The sequence below is a fragment of the Basfia succiniciproducens genome, assembly GCF_011455875.1.
Lineage (GTDB): Bacteria > Pseudomonadota > Gammaproteobacteria > Enterobacterales > Pasteurellaceae > Basfia > Basfia succiniciproducens.
Genome location: NZ_CP015031.1, coordinates 2,017,266 through 2,036,673 on the forward strand (window position 1 = coordinate 2,017,266; position 19,408 = coordinate 2,036,673).

Below are 19,408 nucleotides of genomic sequence, written 5' to 3' on the forward strand. Positions count from 1 at the left end.
CCTGATTTAAAATAGATTAATCGTTTTCATGAGTCAGTTCCGAGACTTCTTCATCATTCAGTACTTTTTCAACAATCGCTTTTGCTTGATCATAGCGTTCTAAATAACTTGGTGACTCAATTTCAATATAAGGAACTTTATATTTATCTAACAATTTTTTCAGTAACTGTTGAAAACGTTGGCGTTGTTTATAATCGCCCAGGCTACGTAGTCCGTCATCTACCCATTTTGTATTATTATTTAGCAATATAGTCACATCAAAAGGATATTCTTTAATCATAGAATCCAAAAACGGGTGCGGTTTTCCTTCATATTGAATACAAAATGCTTGCGTGGTAATGAAATCCGTATCAATAAATGCTACTTTATGAGCATGACGCACGGCATAATCAATATAATGCTGATGACCGAGCGCCATTTGCGGATAATCAGAATATTGCATAGCTTGTTCGTCGCCGCCAAGTTTATCAAATACGAAATCACGTCCGTATTCCCAAGCGGAAGTCGTATTAAAAACCGTCGCCAATTTGTTGACAAGCACGGATTTACCGCTACTTTCTCCTCCTAAAATAGCTATGGTTTTGGCAAAGAACGGGCGCACTTCTTTTGGAATATATTTCCAATATTTAAACGGCTGAGTGCGGATTTTTGTGGCGGATACATTAAAAGATTCACGCGCCGGATCAACCAAATGTACTTCTAAATTAAGGTATTTTTCATAAGGCGCTTTATCCTGTGGTTCGCTGCTGAATACTACCGTCGGATTAATTTCTTTTTCTTTAAACAATGCTTTTGCCGCATTGGACCAGGCTCGCCAGCCGTTCGGATAACTCGGAATACCGTCTTCCACCAGATTGTGAATAAAAATCTGATTCTTTTGATATTTGAAAATTTGTTGCATCCAGCGCAAACGATCTTGCACTGTTGGCATACGCTTCATTTTGCTGTCATAGAAAAGCTGCAAATCACGTTCGGTATCGCTGCACACAATTACATGTAGCTCATCCACTTTACTGAAGGCCTCATAGATCATATTGATATGGCCGGTATGCACGGGATAAAATTTGCCAAAAATCACGCCGACTTTTTTGTTGTCTTGTTCCGTAATTTGTAATGCTTTATGTAATGCCGTTAATTTTGCCGCACTGGGGTTTTTTATTTTTCCACTTACAAGTTGATTAAAGTAAGCCCGCGTAACATTAGCTTGCTCACAGATATCGTTTACCTTGAGATTTAGTTGTTTACGTTTTTGTTGTAAATAAGAAAAATTAGACATGAGGTATTCCTTGTTTCTTCACATTATGAAGTATAAATATGATAAAAATGCGAAAAAATTAACCGCACTTTGTATTCGCGATATATTTGTACTGTAATCTGCATAATTAATTTGTATTGTATGCAATCCTGCTACAAATAAAAACATTTAAAACCATTTTTTCGCCAGAAACTTTGCGCTATACTATGCGGGCATTCTCAGGGCAGGGTGAAATTCCCTACTGGTGGTATATGTTTACATAAGCCCACGAGCGCCTATTTTTATGTGATGTAGAATTAGGGTCAGCAGATTTGGTGAGATTCCAAAGCCAACAGTTAAAGTCTGGATGAAAGAGAATAAAAAACGCTTCGCAAGTTTTTTTAAGAACTTGCGCCGAGTTCTTTTTATAATCAGCCCTGATTCTGGTATCAATAATTTATATTAATAAAGGAATTTACTATGAATCAGTCATTATTAGCTTCATTTGGTTCGTCTGAAGAACGTGTTATTGCCGCACTTGATACTTTCAAACAAGGTAACGGCGTTTTAGTTTTAGATGATGAAAATCGTGAAAATGAAGGTGATCTTATCTTCCCCGCAGAAACAATTACTACGGAACAAATGGCGAAATTAATTCGTTACGGCAGTGGTATTGTGTGCTTATGTATTACCGATGAGCTTTGCCAAAAACTGGAATTACCGCCAATGGTTGCTGCGAATACCAGTGTGAATAAAACCGCCTTTACGGTGACAATTGAAGCCGCCGAAGGGGTCAGCACCGGCGTATCCGCCGCAGATCGCGTCACCACAGTGAAAGTTGCGGTTGCGGATAACGCAAAACCGTCGGATTTACACCATCCCGGACATGTATTCCCGTTAAGAGCGGCTGAAAACGGCGTATTAGCCCGTCCGGGACATACCGAGGCTGCCGTTGATTTGGCGCGTCTTTGCGGCTATAAACCGGCAGGCGTTATTTGCGAAATTACCAATGACGACGGCACGATGGCCAGAACGCCGGAATTAGTGGCGTTTGCACAAAAATTCGGTTATGCGGTGGTGACTATTGAAGATCTGATTGCGTATCGGACTAAATACAATAAATAATCAGCGAAAACAGATAGCAAAAGTGCGGTAAAATTTACCGCACTTTTTTGCATTACAATCCTTTTTTTACCCAGTATTTGAAGGGCAGGCTTTCGGTTTCGCTGTTTAACAACGTGTGATCCATAAATTGGCAAAAGCTTGGGATATCTCTTGTTGTTGCCGGATCATCGGCGATAATCAATAACACCTCACCGTCTTGCATATGGCGGATTTGTTTGCGTACCATCATAACCGGTTCCGGACAACGTAAACCTAATGCATCAAGGGTATGATTACTAATGATTTCATTCATTGTGTTATACTTCATACTATTAATTTAAGGCGCTATCATACAACTCAAGTGCAGTTTGGTCAAAATTAAAGATATTTGCGAAAAGTAAATGGAATATTTAATCCCTAAAAGTGCGGTCGTTTTTGAAGAAGAAATTAAGAAAAGTCGCTTCATTACCTATTTGCGGCATACTGAAGGGCTGGTTGAAGCCAAGGCGTTTTGGCAAGACGTTAAACTGCGTCATCCCGGTGCTCGCCACCATTGCTGGGCGAGTGTAGCGGGAGCGCCTAATAATTCTCAGAAATTAGGTTTTTCCGACGACGGAGAACCGGCGGGAACGGCGGGTAAACCGATGTTGAGCGCATTGCAAGGCAGTCAAATCGGTGAAATCAGTGCTGTTGTGGTGCGTTATTACGGTGGAATTTTATTAGGGACCGGCGGGTTGGTTCGCGCTTACGGTAACGGCGTGCAACAGGCTCTAAAATTATTGGAAACAACGGTAAAAATTGAACGCCAGGTTTATGGCTTATATTGCGATTATGGACAGGTCAATTGGTTACAATTACTCTGCGAAAGATATAATGTTTTGATTGAGAACCAGCTTTTCCAAGAAAATGTATGGTTTCAGTTAGCGATTAGTGATGATAAACTTGAACCTTTCAAACAAGAATTAACAGAACGTTCCGCCGGACAGTTGACTATTGAACCTGCGGAATAAGAGAGAATATTGTGCATATATTATCCATCGTTCGGATTGTGGGCATTTTGGTTATGTGTTTTTCAGTCGCTATGTTGGCGCCTGCTTTTGTCGCTTTAATTTATGGTGACGGCGGCGGTAAAGCCTTTATGCAATCTTTTGTAATCAGCCTAATTGTCGGAACCACACTTTGGTGGAGCTGTCATAGCCATAAACAAGAATTACGTTCCCGCGAAGGGTTCATTATTGTGGTTGCCTTTTGGGTGGTTTTGGGCAGTCTGGCAAGTATTCCTTTTATGCTGTTTGAATATCCGGATTTAACCGTCGCCTCATCTTTTTTTGAAGCGTTTTCCGGTTTAACTACTACCGGTGCAACAACCATCGTGGGGCTGGATGATTTGCCTAAAGCGATCCTTTTTTATCGCCAATTGTTGCAATGGATGGGCGGAATGGGGATCATCGTGTTAGCGGTTGCCATTATTCCGTTATTGGGTATCGGCGGAATGTCATTATATCGCGCCGAAATGTCGGGGCCGATGAAAGAACAGAAAATGCGCCCCCGTATTGCGGAAACCGCCAAAATTCTCTGGTTTATTTATGCCTCATTAACTATTTTATGTGCGCTTGCCTATTACTTGGCGGGTATGTCTCCTTTTGATGCTATTAGCCATAGCTTCTCTACCGTATCCATCGGCGGATTTTCTACTCATGATGCCAGTATCGGCTATTTTAATGATAGTTGGATTAATTTAATTACCGCCGTTTTTTTATGGATTTCAGCCTGTAATTTTGCATTACATTTCCGTGCGTTCTCCGAGATTAATAAAGGCGGTTTTTTTAAAATTTACCGTAATGATCCGGAATTCCGGTTTTTTGTTAGCATTCAGGTAATTTTGATTTTGATTTGTTCGGCGGTCATGCTTAGTCATTCTTATTTCGAAACCACTTGGGAAAATATTGAGCAGGTAATTTTTCAATCCGTCTCTATTTCAACCACAACAGGTTATACCACATCGGATTTCTCGGCATGGCCGTCTTTTGTGCCAATGTTGCTCATTATAGCATCTTTTATCGGCGGTTGTGCCGGGTCTGTTGGCGGCGGTGTTCGGGTAGCGCGGATTTTAGTATTGTATTTGCAGGGAAAACGTGAGCTTAAACTTTTTGTTCATCCGAACTTAGTTTATCCGATCAAATGGGGAAAACGTATTTTAGATGAAAGAGTAATCGGGAGTATTTGGGCATTTTTTTCTGCGTATTTATTGGTCTTCATCATTTGTCTATTAGGGGTTATCGCTTGCGGCGTCGATGTATTTAACGCATTTAATGCGGTATTGGCTTGCATTAATAACCTTGGGCCTGCAATGGGCATCGTCAACAGTAATATGGTTGAAATTCCTGATAGTGCAAAATGTATTTTAACTATTGCAATGGTATGCGGACGTTTAGAAATTTTCACCTTACTTGCTTTATTTAGCCCAACTTTCTGGAAAGCATAATGAAAACAATCATTCTTTATTCAACTCATGACGGACAAACGAAAAAAATAGCGGAATATCTGGCTCAGAATTTAGACAAGGGCGCCGAAGTTGTTAATCTGACCGAGCTAACGCAAAACCTTGCGGATTTCGACCGCATTATTATCGGCGCTTCCATTCGTTACGGACGCTTTGATAAAAATCTTTATAAATTTATTGAAAAACATACCGCACTTTTACAGACCAAGCTCGGCTATTTTTATGGTGTGAATCTCACAGCGCGTAAGGCAGGTAAAGATACGCCGGAAACTAATGTTTATGTACGTAAGTTCTTAGCAAAGATTCATTGGAAACCGACGGATTCAGCCGTATTTGCCGGCGCGTTGTTTTATCCGAGATACAAATGGATTGATCGGATCATGATCCAATTCATTATGAAAATAACGGGTGGAGAGACGGATCCTACCAAAGAAATTGAATTTACTAACTGGGAAAGCGTGAAAAACTTTGCTAAAAAGATCCAAAATATGAATTAATAGTCAAAAAATTGTGCCGTTTATCATTAAGTTATGCAAAATTGTTCAATAAAAAAGCAATTAAAAGATTTTTTTAAAAAAGATCTTGCAAGTCAATCTGAAATCTCTATAATACGCCTCCGCACCGCAAGGGAAGCAAGTAAAATAAAAAATAAGTAAATTTGAGTAAAAAATTGAACATGTTTGCTTGACAATGAAATCGGCTTTTAATAGAATTCCCTTCCTTGCTTAATGCAACCGTTCTTTAAAAATTTATCAGACAATCTGTGTGGGCACTTGAAAGATTCGTTTAAACAAAAAATTTAAACAAGACTTAGAGTGCTGAACAAAGTTAATTTAATTAATGATTTATAGTCAGTATTTTGAGCGATTGAACTTTTTAAATTGAAGAGTTTGATCATGGCTCAGATTGAACGCTGGCGGCAGGCTTAACACATGCAAGTCGAACGGTAGCGGGAGGAAAGCTTGCTTTCTTTGCCGACGAGTGGCGGACGGGTGAGTAATGCTTGGGGATCTGGCTTATGGAGGGGGATAACGACGGGAAACTGTCGCTAATACCGCGTAATATCTTCGGATTAAAGGGTGGGACTTTCGGGCCACCCGCCATAAGATGAGCCCAAGTGGGATTAGGTAGTTGGTGGGGTAAAGGCCTACCAAGCCGACGATCTCTAGCTGGTCTGAGAGGATGACCAGCCACACTGGAACTGAGACACGGTCCAGACTCCTACGGGAGGCAGCAGTGGGGAATATTGCACAATGGGGGGAACCCTGATGCAGCCATGCCGCGTGAATGAAGAAGGCCTTCGGGTTGTAAAGTTCTTTCGGTGACGAGGAAGGTGTTTGTTTTAATAGGACAAGCAATTGACGTTAATCACAGAAGAAGCACCGGCTAACTCCGTGCCAGCAGCCGCGGTAATACGGAGGGTGCGAGCGTTAATCGGAATAACTGGGCGTAAAGGGCATGCAGGCGGACTTTTAAGTGAGATGTGAAAGCCCCGGGCTTAACCTGGGAATTGCATTTCAGACTGGGAGTCTAGAGTACTTTAGGGAGGGGTAGAATTCCACGTGTAGCGGTGAAATGCGTAGAGATGTGGAGGAATACCGAAGGCGAAGGCAGCCCCTTGGGAAGATACTGACGCTCATATGCGAAAGCGTGGGGAGCAAACAGGATTAGATACCCTGGTAGTCCACGCGGTAAACGCTGTCGATTTGGGGATTGGGCTTTAGGCCTGGTGCTCGTAGCTAACGTGATAAATCGACCGCCTGGGGAGTACGGCCGCAAGGTTAAAACTCAAATGAATTGACGGGGGCCCGCACAAGCGGTGGAGCATGTGGTTTAATTCGATGCAACGCGAAGAACCTTACCTACTCTTGACATCCAGAGAATCCTGTAGAGATACGGGAGTGCCTTCGGGAGCTCTGAGACAGGTGCTGCATGGCTGTCGTCAGCTCGTGTTGTGAAATGTTGGGTTAAGTCCCGCAACGAGCGCAACCCTTATCCTTTGTTGCCAGCATGTAAAGATGGGAACTCAAAGGAGACTGCCGGTGACAAACCGGAGGAAGGTGGGGATGACGTCAAGTCATCATGGCCCTTACGAGTAGGGCTACACACGTGCTACAATGGTGCATACAGAGGGCGGCGATACCGCGAGGTAGAGCGAATCTCAGAAAGTGCATCGTAGTCCGGATTGGAGTCTGCAACTCGACTCCATGAAGTCGGAATCGCTAGTAATCGCAAATCAGAATGTTGCGGTGAATACGTTCCCGGGCCTTGTACACACCGCCCGTCACACCATGGGAGTGGGTTGTACCAGAAGTAGATAGCTTAACCTTCGGGGGGGCGTTTACCACGGTATGATTCATGACTGGGGTGAAGTCGTAACAAGGTAACCGTAGGGGAACCTGCGGTTGGATCACCTCCTTACTAAGTTTTAGGCGACTGGCAAGTGTTCACACAGATTGTTTGATAGAAAAAGAGAAGAAAACGACCGCACTTTTTTATTATCATCTAGGTCTGGTAATAAAAGGAGAAAAGCGCGGAACAAGCGAAGGCGTCGAGAGATCCGCTTTAACTGTTGTCCCCATCGTCTAGAGGCCTAGGACATCGCCCTTTCACGGCGGTAACCGGGGTTCGAATCCCCGTGGGGACGCCATTTAAAGATGATTTTTATTGTCTTTTTGTTCTTTAAAAAATTGGAAACAAGCTGAAAAACTGAGAGATTTTCTGAAAAGAAAGTCTGAGTATAAAAAAATCTTGGCCGAGCAAAAGCGGTCAAGTGTTTAGTAATAACGAACGACACAGGTATAAGAATACTTGAGGTTGTATGGTTAAGTGACTAAGCGTACAAGGTGGATGCCTTGGCAATCAGAGGCGAAGAAGGACGTGCTAATCTGCGAAAAGCTTGGGTGAGTTGATAAGAAGCGTCTAACCCAAGATATCCGAATGGGGAAACCCAGTAGATGAAGAATCTACTATCAATAACCGAATCCATAGGTTATTGAGGCAAACCGGGAGAACTGAAACATCTAAGTACCCCGAGGAAAAGAAATCAACCGAGATTACGTAAGTAGCGGCGAGCGAAAGCGTAAGAGCCTGCAAGTGATAGCATGAGGATTAGAGGAACCGGCTGGGAAGCCGGGCGGCACAGGGTGATAGCCCCGTACTTGAAAATCATTGTGTGGTACTGAGCTTGCGAGAAGTAGGGCGGGACACGAGAAATCCTGTTTGAAGAAGGGGGGACCATCCTCCAAGGCTAAATACTCCTGATTGACCGATAGTGAACCAGTACTGTGAAGGAAAGGCGAAAAGAACCCCGGTGAGGGGAGTGAAATAGAACCTGAAACCTTGTACGTACAAGCAGTGGGAGCCCGCGAGGGTGACTGCGTACCTTTTGTATAATGGGTCAGCGACTTATATTATGTAGCGAGGTTAACCGAATAGGGGAGCCGAAGGGAAACCGAGTCTTAACTGGGCGTCGAGTTGCATGATATAGACCCGAAACCCGGTGATCTAGCCATGGGCAGGTTGAAGGTTGGGTAACACTAACTGGAGGACCGAACCGACTAATGTTGAAAAATTAGCGGATGACCTGTGGCTGGGGGTGAAAGGCCAATCAAACCGGGAGATAGCTGGTTCTCCCCGAAATCTATTTAGGTAGAGCCTTATGTGAATACCTTCGGGGGTAGAGCACTGTTTCGGCTAGGGGGCCATCCCGGCTTACCAACCCGATGCAAACTGCGAATACCGAAGAGTAATGCATAGGAGACACACGGCGGGTGCTAACGTTCGTCGTGGAGAGGGAAACAACCCAGACCGCCAGCTAAGGTCCCAAAGTTTATATTAAGTGGGAAACGAAGTGGGAAGGCTTAGACAGCTAGGATGTTGGCTTAGAAGCAGCCATCATTTAAAGAAAGCGTAATAGCTCACTAGTCGAGTCGGCCTGCGCGGAAGATGTAACGGGGCTCAAATATAGCACCGAAGCTGCGGCATCAGTGGAAACACTGTTGGGTAGGGGAGCGTCGTGTAAGCGGAAGAAGGTGGTTCGAGAGGGCTGCTGGACGTATCACGAGTGCGAATGCTGACATAAGTAACGATAAAACGGGTGAAAAACCCGTTCGCCGGAAGACCAAGGGTTCCTGTCCAACGTTAATCGGGGCAGGGTGAGTCGGCCCCTAAGGCGAGGCTGAAGAGCGTAGTCGATGGGAAACGGGTTAATATTCCCGTACTTGTTATAATTGCGATGTGGGGACGGAGTAGGTTAGGTTATCGACCTGTTGGAAATGGTCGTTTAAGTTGGTAGGTGGAGCGTTTAGGCAAATCCGGACGCTTATCAACACCGAGAGATGATGACGAGGCGCTAAGGTGCCGAAGTAACCGATACCACACTTCCAGGAAAAGCCACTAAGCGTCAGATTATAATAAACCGTACTATAAACCGACACAGGTGGTCAGGTAGAGAATACTCAGGCGCTTGAGAGAACTCGGGTGAAGGAACTAGGCAAAATAGCACCGTAACTTCGGGAGAAGGTGCGCCGGCGTAGATTGTAGAGGTATACCCTTGAAGGTTGAACCGGTCGAAGATACCAGCTGGCTGCAACTGTTTATTAAAAACACAGCACTCTGCAAACACGAAAGTGGACGTATAGGGTGTGATGCCTGCCCGGTGCTGGAAGGTTAATTGATGGCGTTATCGCAAGAGAAGCGCCTGATCGAAGCCCCAGTAAACGGCGGCCGTAACTATAACGGTCCTAAGGTAGCGAAATTCCTTGTCGGGTAAGTTCCGACCTGCACGAATGGCATAATGATGGCCAGGCTGTCTCCACCCGAGACTCAGTGAAATTGAAATCGCCGTGAAGATGCGGTGTACCCGCGGCTAGACGGAAAGACCCCGTGAACCTTTACTATAGCTTGACACTGAACCTTGAATTTTGATGTGTAGGATAGGTGGGAGGCTTTGAAGCGGTAACGCCAGTTATCGTGGAGCCATCCTTGAAATACCACCCTTTAACGTTTGATGTTCTAACGAAGTGCCTGGAACGGGTACTCGGACAGTGTCTGGTGGGTAGTTTGACTGGGGCGGTCTCCTCCCAAAGAGTAACGGAGGAGCACGAAGGTTTGCTAATGACGGTCGGACATCGTCAGGTTAGTGCAATGGTATAAGCAAGCTTAACTGCGAGACGGACAAGTCGAGCAGGTGCGAAAGCAGGTCATAGTGATCCGGTGGTTCTGAATGGAAGGGCCATCGCTCAACGGATAAAAGGTACTCCGGGGATAACAGGCTGATACCGCCCAAGAGTTCATATCGACGGCGGTGTTTGGCACCTCGATGTCGGCTCATCACATCCTGGGGCTGAAGTAGGTCCCAAGGGTATGGCTGTTCGCCATTTAAAGTGGTACGCGAGCTGGGTTTAAAACGTCGTGAGACAGTTTGGTCCCTATCTGCCGTGGGCGTTGGAGAATTGAGAGGGACTGCTCCTAGTACGAGAGGACCGGAGTGGACGCATCACTGGTGTTCCGGTTGTGTCGCCAGACGCATTGCCGGGTAGCTACATGCGGAAGAGATAAGTGCTGAAAGCATCTAAGCACGAAACTTGCCTCGAGATGAGTTCTCCCAGTATTTAATACTGTAAGGGTTGTTGGAGACGACGACGTAGATAGGCCGGGTGTGTAAGCGTTGCGAGACGTTGAGCTAACCGGTACTAATTGCCCGAGAGGCTTAGCCATACAACGCTCAAGTGTTTTTGGTAGTGAAAGTTATTACGGAATAAGTAAGTAGTCAGGGAATCGGCTTGTTTTTAATTTTAGAGAATAGAAGAGTAGAAGACTAGAAGTAGGCTAGTGATAGCGGAGAGAAGAATCCGCGGTCAGTATCTGAAACGGAATTATCCTGGCGGCGATAGTGCAGTGGTCCCACCTGAATCCATGCCGAACTCAGAAGTGAAACGCTGTTATGCCGATGGTAGTGTGGGGTATCCCCATGTGAGAGTAGGTCACCGCCAGGTTGTTATGAAGAGAGGCCCCCATCGAGAGATGAGGGCTTTTTTTTGTGCTTGTGCTCACACCCATACCTACTAACTGAACCGGCGCGTCATCACCGCCATTGACGCGCGTAGGCGCAAAACTGTAGGAAAATTTACCGCACTTTTTTACCGCCATTTTACATTTGAAAAACGTAATTTAATTCTGTTTTTTCATTACTTCTTCGTATATTGATAATTTATGTGCTAAAAATTGTTGATATTTTTTAATTTCTTTTTCTTGTTCAACTAATTTTTGGTTGTGCGCCTGCAAAATAGCGTAACGTTCGGGAATTGTAGTATCGCCCAAATAACGGAGCCGTGCATATTCCTTTATTTGCGTTAAAGGTACGCCCATCGCTTTTAATTTTAGAATAAACGCAATCCATTCAAGATCCTGTTTGCCATAGTTACGATAACCGCTTTTATTGCGAGCGGGATTAAGTAACCCTTCTTTTTCATAGTAACGCAACGTATCTATGGATAAACCTATTTTTGTAGAAAATTCTTTAATATGCATAAAAATTCCTTGCTTTAGAGTTTGCTCCATAGTTTAACCTTATTGTCGATTTCAATAAACAATAAGGAGAAACCATGTTACATAATCAACAACTTTTAGAAGAAGGATTAAAGAAGCTTAAAGAAATAGATGGTTCACAGGCAGATAAAGTAATGGACGCTTTATCCGATATTGCACCTGATTTAGGCAAATATATTATCAGTTTTGCTTTCGGTGAGATTTACAATCGTCCGCGATTAGATTTACAGCAAAGGGAATTAATCACATTGTCGGCGTTGGCTTCGCAGGGAGGCTGTGAAAAACAGCTTCATGTACATATTCACGCCTCTTTGAATGTAGGTTTATCTCGTAAGCAAATTGTAGAAACCTTTATTCAATGCATACCCTATTTAGGCTTTCCTAAGGTATTGAATGCGGTATTTGTTGCAAAGGAAGTATTTTCAGAAAGGGACGGTACGGAAAATTTTGAAAAAACCGACCGCACTTTTAAGTAAAAAATAAGGAGCAAAATGCTCCTTTTATTTTTAATGTAATTTCAATGACGGACGGATGAATCGGTTTAAACGTCCGATTAAAATAATTAAGCCGGTTTTAAAACAGCCGTGAAGTTTTTGTTGGTGCAGGCGGTATAGCGAGATGTAGGCTAAACGCGCTAAACGTCCTTCAATGGTTAATGAACTTCTTTTGCCCGTTGTAATATTTCCGAGTGCGGTAAATTTTGATAGAGAAACGAGAGAACCTTTATCAAAATAATGGAAATCCTTTAACGGCTTGTTGTTAAATAATGCAACGATATTCTGACCGCATATTGTTGCCATCTGGTTTGCGGCTTGGCCTCGCGGCGGTACCGGTTTACCGTCTTTTTGTAATAAGAAGGCACAGTCGCCGATAGCAAAAATACTGTCATCAACGGTTGTCTGTAAGGTATTCTTTACATTTAACTGGTTAATGCGGTTAACTTCCAGTCCGTCAAATTGTTGAGTAATGGCGGATACTCGGATGCCAGCCGCCCAGACCATTAAATCCGCGTTAATTTCTTCACCTTCTTTTGTGATCAGACACTTTTCTGTAGCTTCCGTGATCATTGTACCGGTTTTTACAGTAACGCCGAGGTTTTCCAATTCTTGTTGAACGGAAGATGAAATGCGTTCCGGCAACGCCGGTAAAATCCGATCACCCGCTTCAATTAACGTTACTTGTAAATGACCGCTTTGGATTTTTCCGTAACCGTAAGAAGATAAATGCTGTGCCGCATTAAATAATTCGGCGGACAGTTCAACGCCGGTGGCGCCGCCGCCGACGATCGCAATATTCACTTTTCCGTCTTGTACTAGCCGCTGTTTGCTATCGTCTTCACCTATTTCTTCTAACGCGTTGTTTTCCGAGAATTTTAAGAATAATTCCAGCATTTTGTGTTGAAAACGCAAAGCTTGATTCGGGCTATCCAGGAAAATACAATTTTCGGCAACGCCTTTGGTATTAAAATCGTTAGATTTACTGCCGATAGCAATGACTAAATAATCATAAGGAATACGGCGGGCAACTACTAATACATCGCCCTCCTGCCCTGTAACAGGTGCTAATTCCACATATTTGTTCGTACGATCGATTCTGGTGATGGAACCCTGTTCGAAATTGAAATAATGATTATGTGCATGAGCACGATAGCTAACCGCGTCGGTTTCGGAATCCAATACACCGGTAGCGACTTCATGTAACAAGGGTTTCCATAAGTGGGTTTGATTTCTATCCACAAGCACCACATTGGCGCGCTGTTTTTTGCCCAGGTTATTACCCAGATAAGTCGCCAGCTCTAATCCGCCGGCTCCACCGCCTACGATGACGATATTTTTCATAAAAGCTCCTAAAAAGTTAAAAAATCAAAAAAATTTACATTAATTTAACAATTATAAATAATTTTTAAAAAATAGCTATGATTTCTCAGGTAAGCACCCGAAAGAATTCACTAATTCTGGGAATTTCTTTATAATGCAGAACTTATGCACTCAAAGTGCGGTTATTTTTTCGTAATTTTCATAGGTCGTATGTATTATGCAGCTTATTCGTTCTTCCGATTATGGTTTCTGGTTGCTTTCTCAAGGTTCTCATATTCATTTGGTTAATAATTACTTACCGGAAGGGAGGGCTGAAGATTTTCATCTGCAAGGTAAAAAAGGCATGGTAATTGGTGAGTTAGATCAACAACCTTTATGGTTAGTGGAAGAGCAGCCGAATGATACGAGAGCCTATTTTGATTTACGGGATCAACTTTACCTGCCCGAACGTACCTTCAATTTGTTAAATCGCGGCGTTGAATTAAACCATTTCTTTAAAACCCATCAATTTTGCGGAAAATGCGGCGACAAAACTATACAGACCGAGGACGAGTGGGCGGTACAATGCACGAATGAGGAATGTAATTACCGGACTTATCCGGTTATTTGCCCGTCAATTATTGTTGCCATTCGCCGCGGTAAAGAAATTTTACTGGCTAATCATCGTCGTCATGCGCCGAAATACGGCAAAGGAGGTATGTACACCACATTGGCGGGATTTGTTGAAGTGGGTGAAAGCTTTGAACAAACCATACATCGTGAAGTGTTTGAAGAAACCGGTATAAAAGTAAGGAATATACGTTATTTCGGTAGCCAACCCTGGGCATTTCCAAATTCGCAAATGGTCGGTTTTTTAGCGGATTATGAAAGTGGCGAAATTCGTTTGCAAGAGGAAGAAATTGCTGATGCGAAATGGTTCCGGTATGACGAACCTTATCCCGAATTTCCGGAGAAAGGAACAATCGCACGGGCATTAATTGAAGCGACTTTGCAACTTTGCGCCGAACATCAAGATAAATAGAATAGCTAAACCGCTATTGTAACCGGAGGAAACTGAAAGTTAATGACAACCTTAAAAAATGATCGTTATTTAAAAGCATTATTACGCGAACCAGTGGACATGACGCCCGTATGGATGATGCGCCAGGCCGGACGTTATTTGCCTGAATATAAAGCGACTCGCGCTGAAGCCGGCGATTTTATGTCTCTTTGTCGCAATGCGGATCTTGCCTGCGAAGTAACTTTGCAGCCTTTGCGCCGTTATGAGTTGGATGCGGCGATTTTATTTTCCGATATTTTAACAATTCCCGATGCAATGGGGTTAGGTTTAACTTTTGGCGCCGGTGAAGGGCCTAAGTTTGACCGTCCTGTTGAAACTAAAAGTGCGGTTGAAAATCTGCCGATTCCGGATCCCGAACAGGAGTTGCAATATGTGATGAATGCGGTTCGCACTATTCGTCGAGAACTTAACGGTGAAGTTCCGCTAATCGGTTTTTCCGGCAGCCCTTGGACATTAGCCACTTATATGGTTGAAGGCGGCTCTACAAAAGCGTTCACAAAAATTAAAAAAATGATGTATGCGGAACCTAAGCTATTACATAAATTACTGGATAAAGTAGCGGATTCCGTCGTTCTTTATTTAAATGCGCAAATTAAAGCCGGCGCACAGGCGGTCATGATTTTTGATACTTGGGGCGGCGTATTAGGCCATCGCGAATATCTAGATTTCTCATTGCAATATATGCATAAAATCGTGAACGGCTTAATTCGCGAAAACGACGGGCGTAAAGTGCCGGTTACCTTGTTTACCAAAGGTGGCGGTTTATGGCTGGATGCTATTGCCGATACGGGCTGTGACGCCATCGGTTTGGACTGGACGGTAAATCTCGCTCAAGCGAAAGCGCAGGTAGGACATAAAGTGGCTTTACAAGGTAATATGGACCCTTCGGTATTATATGCTGCGCCTGAACGCATAGAGCAAGAAGTGCGGTCGATTTTGGCTGATTTTGGCGAAGGTTCCGGGCATGTATTCAATTTAGGACATGGCATTCATCAGGACGTGCCGGTTGAAAGTCCGAAAGTGTTTGTGGATGCGATTCACCAGTATTCAAAACCATATCATAAATAATAATTTCAGGGCGGGTTTATGCTTCGCCCAAATTTCAAGAGTAAGGAACCACACCTATGCGAAACCCAATTCATAAACGCCTTGAAAATTTCGAAACCTGGCAAACTCTGACTTTCATGGCTTGTTTATGTGAACGAATGTATCCGAATTATCAATTGTTTTGCAAAGTAACGGAACAAAGTGAAAACGGAAAAGTTTATCAAAATATTTTAAATTTGGTATGGGAATCCCTGACGGTTAAAGGGGCGAAAATTAATTTTGATAATCAGTTGGAAAAATTAGAGAACATTATTCCCGACGTTAACGATTATGAATTTTTCGGCGTTGTTCCTGCACTGGATGCTTGTGAAGCGTTATCCGAGTTATTGCACGCAATTATTGCGGGTTCTGTATTAGAACAAGCAATTAAAGTCAGTCAGCTTTCTTTACAAACCATTGTGACGATGTTAGAAACGCAAGAGGATCACGAATTAACGGAAACCGAATTGAAAGCGCGCGAAGATATTCAACAGGAACTTGACGTTCAATGGCAAATTTATCGTACTTTAAAAGAGCAGGAAGAGCGCAGCGTAAATTTGATTCTTGACCTGAAAAATGAGCTCAGAGAGGCAGGGATTTCGAATATCGGTATAGAAATTGAGCATTAAACGAGATATTTGTCTCAAAATTGACAGATAATACTTTGCTTTCTTGCAAAGTTAGATTAAGCTTTACACGCTGTTATTAACAGTTACTGATGGTGTCGGTAAACAAAATATAAGCTTTATCGAAGACATAACCAAGTTTAATAGAAAATAAAGAAGGTCTAATTTATGAACAAAACGGATTTAATTGATGCGATTGCTAGTGCAGCTGAGTTAAACAAAAAACAAGCTAAAGCAGCATTAGAAGCAACTCTAGACGCAATCACAGCAAGTTTAAAAGCTGGTGATTCAGTACAATTAATCGGCTTTGGTACATTCAAAGTGAGCGAACGTAAAGCTCGTACAGGTCGTAACCCGCAAACAGGTGCAGAAATTCAAATCGCAGCATCTAAAGTTCCTGCGTTCGTATCTGGTAAAGCATTAAAAGATGCTGTAAACGGTTAATTAGTCGATAATTATTTTTAAACCCTGCTTTTGCAGGGTTTTTTTGTGACAAAATTTAACCAAATAAAATATTTACATTTAGATTTATCCTCTATAAAATTTCGAATCGAAACTTATTTTGGTGTTTTTTTATTATGAAGCGAAATTTTCAGCAACGAAATACGCAACAGCGCCGACACGGTATTATGCAATTGTTACAACAAAAAGGCGAAGTGAGTGTCGAACAATTAGTTCAACTATTTGAAACCTCGGAAGTTACCATTCGTAAAGATTTGACTGCACTTGAGTCTAATGGTTTTTTGTTGCGTCGTTACGGCGGGGCAATTTTGATGCCGCAAGATTTAATGGATGAGTCACAAGATGAGAACCTTTCGAAACAAAAGTTGTCTATAGCAAAAGCGGCGGCCGAGCGGATTAGAGATCATCATCGTATTATTATTGATAGTGGCAGCACAACGGCGGCTTTAATCAAGCAGTTGAACAGTAAACAAGGATTGGTGGTGATGACCAACTCCCTGTCGGTGGCAAGCGAATTACGTTCACTGGAAAACGAACCGACTTTGCTGATGACCGGCGGTACCTGGGATACTCGTTCGGAGTCTTTTCAAGGTAAAGTGGCGGAACAAGTGTTGCGTTCTTACGATTTTGACCAGCTTTTTATTGGTGCTGACGGCATTGATTTAGCGCGCGGTACCACCACTTTTAACGAGTTGGTGGAGCTTAGCCGGGTGATGGCGGAAGTGAGCCGGGAAGTGATTGTGATGGTGGAGAGCCAGAAAATCGGACGCAAAATGCCAAATTTAGAATTGAATTGGCAGCAGATTGACGTGTTAGTAACGGATGATTTGCTGTCGGAAAAAGATAAAGCGGTTATTGAACGACATAATATCGAAGTGATTATTGCGAAATAATTGAAAAGTTTATATTTAACCATTTAGTGGGAAAGCCCCACAGCAACTAAGAGGAAAAAACTTATGTGTGGTATTGTTGGTGCGGTAGCGCAACGTGATGTGGCGGAAATTTTAGTCGATGGTTTACATCGTTTAGAATATCGCGGTTATGATTCGGCCGGTGTTGCAGTATTGAATAATGCGCATGAAATGCAAATTGTTCGCCGCGTAGGGAAGGTAAAAGCCTTAGATGACGCGATTGCCGAAAAACCGTTATTAGGCGGAACCGGTATTGCGCACACCCGTTGGGCAACTCACGGCGAACCGACCGAAGCTAATGCGCACCCGCATCGTTCAGGCAAAATTGCCGTCGTGCATAACGGGATTATCGAAAACTACGAAGAATTAAGAACGCTGTTGCAAGAACGCGGTTATGTCTTCCAATCACAAACCGATACCGAAGTTATTGCCCACTTAGTGGAATGGGAATTCCGTACGGCAGGTTCTTTATTGGAAGCGGTACAAAAAACCGTAAAACAACTGCGTGGCGCATACGGTACGGTAGTATTAAACGAAGAAGAACCCGAACATTTAATCGTTGCCCGTTCAGGCAGCCCGTTGGTAATCGGTTATGGTGTCGGCGAAAACTTCTTAGCTTCGGATCCGTTAGCCTTATTAAGCGTAACTCGCCGTTTCACTTATCTTGAAGAGGGCGATGTGGCGGAAATCACCCGTAAGTCCGTACAGATTTATACCCGTGACGGTCAAAAAGTAGAACGTGAAATCCACGAAGGTAACTTTGAAGCGGATGCGGCGGATAAAGGCCCTTACCGTCATTACATGCAAAAAGAAATTTTTGAACAGCCGGTTGCGATTATGAACACCTTAGACGGACGTATCAAAGAAGGTAAAGTCAACATTGAAGCCATCGCACCGAATGCCGCTGAAATTTTATCAAAAGTGGAACATGTTCAAATCGTGGCTTGCGGTACTTCATACAATGCGGGTATGGTGGCGCGTTACTGGTTTGAAGCTATTGCGGGCGTAAGCTGCGATGTGGAAATCGCCTCTGAATTCCGTTACCGTAAATTCGTAACCCGTCCGAACAGCCTGTTAATCACTCTTTCACAATCCGGTGAAACGGCGGATACTTTGGCGGCATTACGTTTGGCAAAAGAATCCGGTTATATGTCGGCAATGACAATCTGTAACGTGGCAAGTTCTTCTTTAGTCCGCGAATCTGATTTTGCCTTCTTAACCCGTGCGGGCGTGGAAATCGGTGTGGCGTCAACCAAAGCCTTTACCACCCAATTAACCTGTATGTTGTTGTTAAATGCGGCGATCGGTCGTTTGAAAGGCAATTTAAGCGAAGAGCAGGAACACCATATCATTCAATCCTTACAACGCTTACCGGCTCAAATCGAAAGCGCCTTAGTGTTTGATAAACAAATTGAAACATTATCGGAAGATTTTGCGGAAAAACATCATACCTTATTCTTAGGTCGCGGCGAATATTATCCGATTGCTATGGAATCCGCTTTAAAACTGAAAGAAATTTCATATATTCATGCGGAAGCTTATGCGGCGGGCGAATTAAAACACGGTCCGTTAGCGTTAATCGACAGCGAAATGCCGGTAGTGGTGGTAGCGCCTGAAAACGATTTATTGGAAAAAGTAAAATCCAATATCGAAGAAGTACGCGCCCGCGGCGGTCAGCTGTATGTTTTTGCCGATAGTGACGCAGGTTTTGAAGATTCCGATAACTTCAAAACAATTGTGTTACCGAAAGTAGATGAAGTGACGGCGCCGATTTTCTATACCGTGCCATTACAATTGCTTTCATATCATATCGCCTTAATCAAAGGTACCGATGTTGACCAACCGCGTAACCTTGCGAAAGCGGTAACCGTGGAATAAGACGTAAAACTTAATGAAAAAAGACCGTACTTTAAATAAAAGTGCGGTCTTTTTTTGCGAAATTTTATTGCCAAATCAGGCGGAATTACCTAAACTACGCCTCAATTTCCCAGCAGGGAAAGTGTCTTTTTTCTCTTCTTTCACTTTAAAGGTTGCCTGCGAGCAACAAAAGGAC

At 43.3% G+C, this 19,408-nt stretch carries 15 protein-coding genes, 1 tRNA gene, 3 rRNA genes and 1 riboswitch; of the genes, 15 read left to right on the plus strand and 4 right to left on the minus strand.

What is annotated here, in order from left to right; all coding sequences use genetic code 11:
- Positions 1-16: 16 nt before the first annotated feature.
- Positions 17-1,276, minus strand: a complete 1,260-nt coding sequence (nadR, locus tag A4G13_RS09430) for a multifunctional transcriptional regulator/nicotinamide-nucleotide adenylyltransferase/ribosylnicotinamide kinase NadR (protein WP_011199352.1) — start codon at positions 1,274-1,276, stop codon at positions 17-19.
- Positions 1,277-1,465: 189 nt separating this feature from the next.
- A riboswitch (FMN riboswitch) is annotated at positions 1,466-1,617 on the plus strand.
- A 97-nt stretch (positions 1,618-1,714) separates the two neighbouring features.
- Between nadR and ribB the strand changes: the two genes are divergently transcribed.
- Positions 1,715-2,359 (plus strand): 3,4-dihydroxy-2-butanone-4-phosphate synthase, encoded by a 645-nt coding sequence (gene ribB / locus A4G13_RS09435; RefSeq protein WP_011199355.1) that lies wholly within the window; start codon positions 1,715-1,717, stop codon positions 2,357-2,359.
- A gap of 52 nt (positions 2,360-2,411) precedes the next feature.
- On the opposite strand, the gene tusA is transcribed toward ribB, so the two are convergent.
- A complete protein-coding gene (gene tusA / locus A4G13_RS09440) occupies positions 2,412-2,651 on the minus strand; it encodes a sulfurtransferase TusA (RefSeq protein ID WP_011199356.1) in 240 nt (79 codons plus the stop codon).
- An 88-nt stretch (positions 2,652-2,739) separates the two neighbouring features.
- Here tusA and A4G13_RS09445 point away from each other — a divergent pair, with 88 nt between their 5' ends.
- The 7 genes from A4G13_RS09445 (at position 2,740) to rrf (ending at position 10,840) form a co-directional block, all read left to right on the plus strand.
- A complete protein-coding gene (locus A4G13_RS09445) occupies positions 2,740-3,348 on the plus strand; it encodes a YigZ family protein (protein WP_011199357.1) in 609 nt (202 codons plus the stop codon).
- An 11-nt stretch (positions 3,349-3,359) separates the two neighbouring features.
- Positions 3,360-4,823 carry a TrkH family potassium uptake protein gene (locus tag A4G13_RS09450; protein ID WP_090656798.1) on the plus strand — a complete coding sequence of 488 codons (1,464 nt, stop codon included), beginning with the start codon at positions 3,360-3,362 and terminating at the stop codon, positions 4,821-4,823.
- Positions 4,823-5,338, plus strand: coding sequence for a menaquinone-dependent protoporphyrinogen IX dehydrogenase (hemG, locus tag A4G13_RS09455; protein ID WP_090656800.1), 516 nt, complete (start codon positions 4,823-4,825; stop codon positions 5,336-5,338). Before A4G13_RS09450 ends, hemG begins: the two co-directional genes overlap by 1 nt.
- Before the next feature lie 381 nt (positions 5,339-5,719).
- A 16S ribosomal RNA gene (locus A4G13_RS09460) occupies positions 5,720-7,262 on the plus strand.
- A gap of 153 nt (positions 7,263-7,415) precedes the next feature.
- Positions 7,416-7,491 (plus strand) — tRNA-Glu (locus A4G13_RS09465).
- 173 nt (positions 7,492-7,664) lie between these two features.
- A 23S ribosomal RNA gene (locus A4G13_RS09470) occupies positions 7,665-10,562 on the plus strand.
- Positions 10,563-10,724: 162 nt separating this feature from the next.
- A 5S ribosomal RNA gene (rrf, locus tag A4G13_RS09475) occupies positions 10,725-10,840 on the plus strand.
- The 16S, 23S and 5S rRNA genes sit together here with 1 tRNA gene alongside, the layout of an rRNA operon.
- Positions 10,841-11,015: 175 nt before the next feature.
- On the opposite strand, the gene A4G13_RS09480 is transcribed toward rrf, so the two are convergent.
- A complete protein-coding gene (locus tag A4G13_RS09480) occupies positions 11,016-11,375 on the minus strand; it encodes a MerR family transcriptional regulator (RefSeq protein WP_243739734.1) in 360 nt (119 codons plus the stop codon).
- A gap of 74 nt (positions 11,376-11,449) precedes the next feature.
- Between A4G13_RS09480 and A4G13_RS09485 the strand changes: the two genes are divergently transcribed.
- Positions 11,450-11,869 carry a carboxymuconolactone decarboxylase family protein gene (locus tag A4G13_RS09485; RefSeq protein ID WP_090654227.1) on the plus strand — a complete coding sequence of 140 codons (420 nt, stop codon included), beginning with the start codon at positions 11,450-11,452 and terminating at the stop codon, positions 11,867-11,869.
- Positions 11,870-11,899: 30 nt separating this feature from the next.
- Here A4G13_RS09485 and A4G13_RS09490 read toward each other — a convergent pair whose 3' ends face one another.
- Positions 11,900-13,231: an NAD(P)/FAD-dependent oxidoreductase gene (locus A4G13_RS09490; RefSeq protein ID WP_011199363.1), complete on the minus strand. Its 1,332-nt coding sequence runs from the start codon at positions 13,229-13,231 to the stop codon at positions 11,900-11,902.
- 196 nt (positions 13,232-13,427) lie between these two features.
- Between A4G13_RS09490 and nudC the strand changes: the two genes are divergently transcribed.
- The 6 genes from nudC to glmS all read left to right on the plus strand — a co-directional run bounded on the left by nudC (position 13,428) and on the right by glmS (position 19,233).
- Positions 13,428-14,231 (plus strand): NAD(+) diphosphatase, encoded by an 804-nt coding sequence (gene nudC / locus A4G13_RS09495; protein WP_090654225.1) that lies wholly within the window; start codon positions 13,428-13,430, stop codon positions 14,229-14,231.
- A gap of 42 nt (positions 14,232-14,273) precedes the next feature.
- Complete coding sequence (hemE, locus tag A4G13_RS09500; RefSeq protein WP_090654223.1) at positions 14,274-15,338, plus strand: uroporphyrinogen decarboxylase; 1,065 nt, start codon at positions 14,274-14,276, stop codon at positions 15,336-15,338.
- Between the two features lie 56 nt (positions 15,339-15,394).
- Positions 15,395-15,985: a YjaG family protein gene (locus tag A4G13_RS09505; protein WP_090654221.1), complete on the plus strand. Its 591-nt coding sequence runs from the start codon at positions 15,395-15,397 to the stop codon at positions 15,983-15,985.
- Positions 15,986-16,150: 165 nt separating this feature from the next.
- Positions 16,151-16,426 carry an HU family DNA-binding protein gene (locus A4G13_RS09510; protein WP_011199367.1) on the plus strand — a complete coding sequence of 92 codons (276 nt, stop codon included), beginning with the start codon at positions 16,151-16,153 and terminating at the stop codon, positions 16,424-16,426.
- 134 nt (positions 16,427-16,560) lie between these two features.
- The gene (locus A4G13_RS09515; RefSeq protein ID WP_011199369.1) at positions 16,561-17,337 is read left to right on the plus strand and encodes a DeoR/GlpR family DNA-binding transcription regulator; all 777 of its coding nucleotides are present in this window, start codon (positions 16,561-16,563) and stop codon (positions 17,335-17,337) included.
- Positions 17,338-17,400: 63 nt separating this feature from the next.
- On the plus strand, positions 17,401-19,233 hold the full coding sequence (glmS, locus tag A4G13_RS09520; RefSeq protein WP_090654219.1) for a glutamine--fructose-6-phosphate transaminase (isomerizing): 1,833 nt from the start codon (positions 17,401-17,403) through the stop codon (positions 19,231-19,233).
- The last annotated feature ends 175 nt before the right edge of the window (positions 19,234-19,408 follow it).

Bases quoted from the DNA above. Each gene is read 5' to 3' on its own strand.
- glmS (WP_090654219.1), top strand. From the start codon at position 17,401: ATGTGTGGTATTGTTGGTGCGGTAGCGCAACGTGATGTGGCGGAAATT.
- A4G13_RS09505 (WP_090654221.1), top strand. From the start codon at position 15,395: ATGCGAAACCCAATTCATAAACGCCTTGAAAATTTCGAAACCTGGCAA.
- nadR (WP_011199352.1), bottom strand. From the start codon at position 1,276: ATGTCTAATTTTTCTTATTTACAACAAAAACGTAAACAACTAAATCTC.
- A4G13_RS09485 (WP_090654227.1), top strand. From the start codon at position 11,450: ATGTTACATAATCAACAACTTTTAGAAGAAGGATTAAAGAAGCTTAAA.
- A4G13_RS09510 (WP_011199367.1), top strand. From the start codon at position 16,151: ATGAACAAAACGGATTTAATTGATGCGATTGCTAGTGCAGCTGAGTTA.
- nudC (WP_090654225.1), top strand. From the start codon at position 13,428: ATGCAGCTTATTCGTTCTTCCGATTATGGTTTCTGGTTGCTTTCTCAA.
- hemG (WP_090656800.1), top strand. From the start codon at position 4,823: ATGAAAACAATCATTCTTTATTCAACTCATGACGGACAAACGAAAAAA.
- A4G13_RS09480 (WP_243739734.1), bottom strand. From the start codon at position 11,375: ATGCATATTAAAGAATTTTCTACAAAAATAGGTTTATCCATAGATACG.
- hemE (WP_090654223.1), top strand. From the start codon at position 14,274: ATGACAACCTTAAAAAATGATCGTTATTTAAAAGCATTATTACGCGAA.
- A4G13_RS09490 (WP_011199363.1), bottom strand. From the start codon at position 13,231: ATGAAAAATATCGTCATCGTAGGCGGTGGAGCCGGCGGATTAGAGCTG.
- A4G13_RS09515 (WP_011199369.1), top strand. From the start codon at position 16,561: ATGAAGCGAAATTTTCAGCAACGAAATACGCAACAGCGCCGACACGGT.
- A4G13_RS09445 (WP_011199357.1), top strand. From the start codon at position 2,740: ATGGAATATTTAATCCCTAAAAGTGCGGTCGTTTTTGAAGAAGAAATT.
- tusA (WP_011199356.1), bottom strand. From the start codon at position 2,651: ATGAATGAAATCATTAGTAATCATACCCTTGATGCATTAGGTTTACGT.
- ribB (WP_011199355.1), top strand. From the start codon at position 1,715: ATGAATCAGTCATTATTAGCTTCATTTGGTTCGTCTGAAGAACGTGTT.